Source organism: Aeromicrobium sp. (genome assembly GCF_036675695.1).
GTDB lineage: Bacteria > Actinomycetota > Actinomycetes > Propionibacteriales > Nocardioidaceae > Aeromicrobium.
Genome location: NZ_JAKFEL010000262.1, coordinates 1 through 3,918 on the forward strand (window position 1 = coordinate 1; position 3,918 = coordinate 3,918).

Consider the following 3,918-nt stretch of genomic DNA (forward strand, 5'->3'; position numbering starts at 1 on the left):
GCGCCCTTGACGTACAGCGCGTCAGACTTTCCACGACATGCGGCCTGTGCCGCCCAGTTTTCGTTCCACTGCATCATGTGAACCTCCCCGAGACCGGCCACGTTGGCCGAAGTGAGTCCGTGGGGTTCAATCTAGGAACGTGCCATCACAGATGTCAGACCGTTCGTGATCATCTTTGTGTAGTCCTTTTTGGCTACGGATCCGAGCGCGGAACGCCCGGTTTACACACATCACGTACCCTGATTGACATGGCTCGGGAGGACTTTGGCGCTTCATTGCGCAGGCTCGTACAGTCCGGCAAACGTCCCCGGACCACTGTCGGTGCCGTGGGGTCGATGGCCCGACTGTCCGCGCTCGCCGGTGCCGCTGTCGCCGCGATCCTGATTCCGACCACAGCATTCGTCGTCGTCACCGGCAACAACGTCACGAACGACCTGGTCAACCTGCCGTTGAAGCTCGAAGACCGCCCCAACCCGCAGACGACCCGGCTGCTCGCGTCCAACGGTGAGCTGATGGCCTACTTCTACAAGGAGAACCGCCAGGACGTTCCCCTCGAGAAGATCGCGCCCGTCATGCAGGAGGCCATCCTCGCGATCGAGGACTCGCGCTTCTTCAAGCACGGCGCTCTAGACCTCAAGGGCACCATCCGCGCAGCCGTCAACAACGCCTCCGAGGGACAGACCCAGGGTGGTTCGACGATCACTCAACAGCTGGTCAAGCTGACCCTGCTGTCGCAGGCCACCACCAAGGAAGAGCGCATCGCCGCAACCGAGACTTCGTTGGCGCGCAAGGCACGAGAGCTCAAGCTGGCCATCTCGTACGAACGCGAGCACACCAAGAAGGAAATTCTCGAGCGCTACCTCAACATCGCCTACTTCGGCGACGGGGCATACGGCATCCAGGCGGCCGCCTTCCACTACTTCTCGAAGAGCCCAGACAAGCTGACGACAACGCAGGCGGCGACTCTCGCGGGCCTGGTCAAGAACCCGGTCGAGTTCGATCCGCGCGTCTATCCCGAACGTGCTCTGCAGCGACGCAACACGGTCCTCGCGGTCATGGAGCGGCTCGGCGTGCTGACGGCCAAAGAGGTTGCGGATGAGTCGGCGAAGACGCTGGGACTCAAGATCACGAAGTACCCCAACGGCTGCGTCACCTCCGTCGCGGCATTCTCGTGCGACTACGTACGCCGCTACCTCTTGCAGGAGCCTGCGCTCGGCGCGACCGTTGCGGAGCGCCAGACCACGCTCGAACGCGGAGGGCTGACGATCAAGACCAACATTGACCTGCGCATGCAGAAGGCCGCCAACAGCGCGGTCAGGACGACTGTGAATCCCAAGGACAAGGCGATTGCCGGTATGGCCATGGTCGAGCCGGGCACGGGCAAGGTTCGCGCTGTTGCCCAGTCGCGCCCCATGGGTCGCGACAAGAAGAAGGGCCAGTCGTTCATCAACTACACGGTGCCGCGCGCGTACGGCGACTCCGGCGGATTCCCCGCAGGCTCGACCTTCAAGATGTTCACCGTGGCGGCTGCGCTCAAGCAAGGCATCGACGTCGGCAAGACCTACCGGTCGCCACGCATGATCCGTATGCCGGCAGGGACCTACTTCGACTGCGAGGGTGGCGGCACAGGCCTCTGGGAACCGACCAACTCGACGTCCAGCGGCAAGATGAACATGTACACCGGCACCCGCCTTTCGGTGAACACCTACTTCGCCCAGCTCGAGCGCGACGCCGGCCTCTGCAACACGGTCAAGGCCGCCGAGTCGATGGGTATCGTCGTGCCTTTCGACCCCGACAACAAGGACTCAAAGGGTCGCCTCCGCCCGATCACCAACCAGGTCCCTTCCTTCACGCTCGGCGTCACGAACGTCAGCCCCCTCGACATGGCCGCTGCGTACGCGACTCCCGCTTCGGGTGGCTTGTACTGCAAGCCCATGCCGGTCGCCTCGATCATCGATCTCAAGGGCAGGGACGTCAAGAAATACAAGCCCGAGTGCGAACGGGTCCTTTCGAAGGACGAAGCGGCCCAGATCAACGACATCCTCCGCGGCGTCCAGGAACCCAATGGCTTCGGCTACGCCAACGGAACGGCTCTGCAAGTCCCGTCAGCGGCCAAGACCGGAACCACGCAGGAGAACAAGGCAGTTTGGTACACCGGCTACACCCCCGAGCTCTCGACCGCCGCGATGATCGCCGGCGTCACCAGCAAGGGACTGCCGAGGTCGCTGGCTGGCGTCACGATCAACGGACGCTTCCTCAACTTCCTCTCCGTCGGCGGTAGCTCATTGGCGGGACCGATGTGGAAGAAGGCGATGGGCATCGTCCAGAACTACCTGGAGCCGTCCAACTTCGACCCCCCGCCCAAGCGTCAGCCGGTCGCCGAGAAGGCCAAGAAGGCTGAGCCCGAAGAAGACGAAGAAACCGCGGTCCCCGAGGATCCCGAGGACACCTGAGTCGTCAGGCTCCTAGCTGAGACTTGACCTCCGCTGCCACTGCCCCACCGTCGGCTTTGCCCTTGACCTGCGGGGACACGATGCCCATGACCTTGCCCATGGCCTTCATTCCCTCGCCTGCGGCACCCGCCGACTCGACCGCTGCGGTCACGATCGCCTTGATCTCGTCGGCACTGAGCTGCTCCGGCAGGTAGACCGCGAGGACCTCTGCCTCGGCCTTCTCCTTGTCGGCGAGCTCCTGACGGTCGCCGGCAGCGAATGCCTCGGCGGCCTCGCGACGCTTCTTCGCCTCGGACCCGAGGACGGTGATGACGTCCTCGTCCGTGAGCTCCTTGGCTTCCTTGCCAGCCACTTCGGCATTGGTGATCGCCGCGAGCGCCATGCGAAGCGTCGACGTACGCAAGGCGTCGCGAGCCTTCATCGCGGTGACGAGGTCGGTGTGAAGCTGGTCCTTGAGAGCTGACATGAATCAAGTCTCCCACCACGCTGTGCGAGGCTGGGCGTCATGCTCTCCGTTGTCGTGCCGTTGGCTGCCGCTGCCGCCGGGCTGACCTACGCCACCGCGTACGAGTCTCGCGCGTTCACGCTTCGCGAGGTCACCGTGCCGGTGCTTCCCCACGGATCGTCACCGCTACGGGTCCTGCACCTGTCCGACACCCACATGACGCCGGGGCAGCACAAGAAGCAGAAGTGGCTTCGCGGCCTCGCCGACCTCGAGCCCGATCTCGTGATCAACACCGGCGACAACCTGGCTCACATGGATGCCGTGCCGTCTGTGCTCGAGGCCTATGGAGACCTGCTCGATATTCCTGGCGCCTTCGTCTTCGGGTCGAATGACTACTTCGAGCCGCACATGAAGAATCCGGTTCGCTACCTGCGTGGTGGCACCGGTACGAATGGCGCGCGACTCAGGACCACTCCCGACCTGCCCTTCGACGAGCTCCGCACAGCATTCGCCGAACGCGGCTGGACCGACCTCACCAATCGCCACGCGGCGCTCGAGGTCGCTGGGCACAGCTTGGCTTTTGTCGGGGTCGACGATCCCCACCTCGGCTACGACGTGCTCGACGACGAGCCCGCCGACACCACGGTCGACCTCGCCATCGGCGTCACACATGCCCCTTACCTGAGGGTGCTCGACCGCTGGAACACGCTGGGCTACCCGCTGATCATGGCCGGCCACACCCATGGTGGACAGCTGTGCCTGCCATTCTTCGGCGCGCTTGTCACCAACTGCGATCTTGATCGCAAGCGCGCCAAGGGGCTGCATACGCACCAGGTCGACGGGCACGATCCGTCCTGGCTTCACGTGTCTGCGGGCATCGGCACTTCGCCTTACACGCCCGTACGTTTTGCCTGCCGCCCCGAGGCAACTCTGCTCACTCTGACTGAGATAGACTCTCCCGGGTCCTCCCAGTAGTCAGTACCGGGCGGGACGGCCGGGGTGTGGCGCAGCTTGGTAGCG

Annotated in this window: 3 protein-coding genes; 2 read left to right on the forward strand and 1 reads right to left on the reverse strand. The window is 64.0% G+C overall.

Translation table 11 applies throughout. From position 1 onward, the window contains the following. Positions 1-248: 248 nt before the first annotated feature. Positions 249-2,453: a transglycosylase domain-containing protein gene (locus tag V6M39_RS17645; RefSeq protein ID WP_332645130.1), complete on the forward strand. Its 2,205-nt coding sequence runs from the start codon at positions 249-251 to the stop codon at positions 2,451-2,453. Between the two features lie 4 nt (positions 2,454-2,457). On the opposite strand, the gene V6M39_RS17650 is transcribed toward V6M39_RS17645, so the two are convergent. Further along, positions 2,458-2,919, reverse strand: a complete 462-nt coding sequence (locus V6M39_RS17650; RefSeq protein ID WP_332645131.1) for a GatB/YqeY domain-containing protein — start codon at positions 2,917-2,919, stop codon at positions 2,458-2,460. Positions 2,920-2,958: 39 nt separating this feature from the next. On the opposite strand from V6M39_RS17650, the gene V6M39_RS17655 reads away from it, so the two are divergent. Beyond that, a complete protein-coding gene (locus V6M39_RS17655) occupies positions 2,959-3,873 on the forward strand; it encodes a metallophosphoesterase (protein ID WP_332645132.1) in 915 nt (304 codons plus the stop codon). Positions 3,874-3,918: the final 45 nt, after the last annotated feature.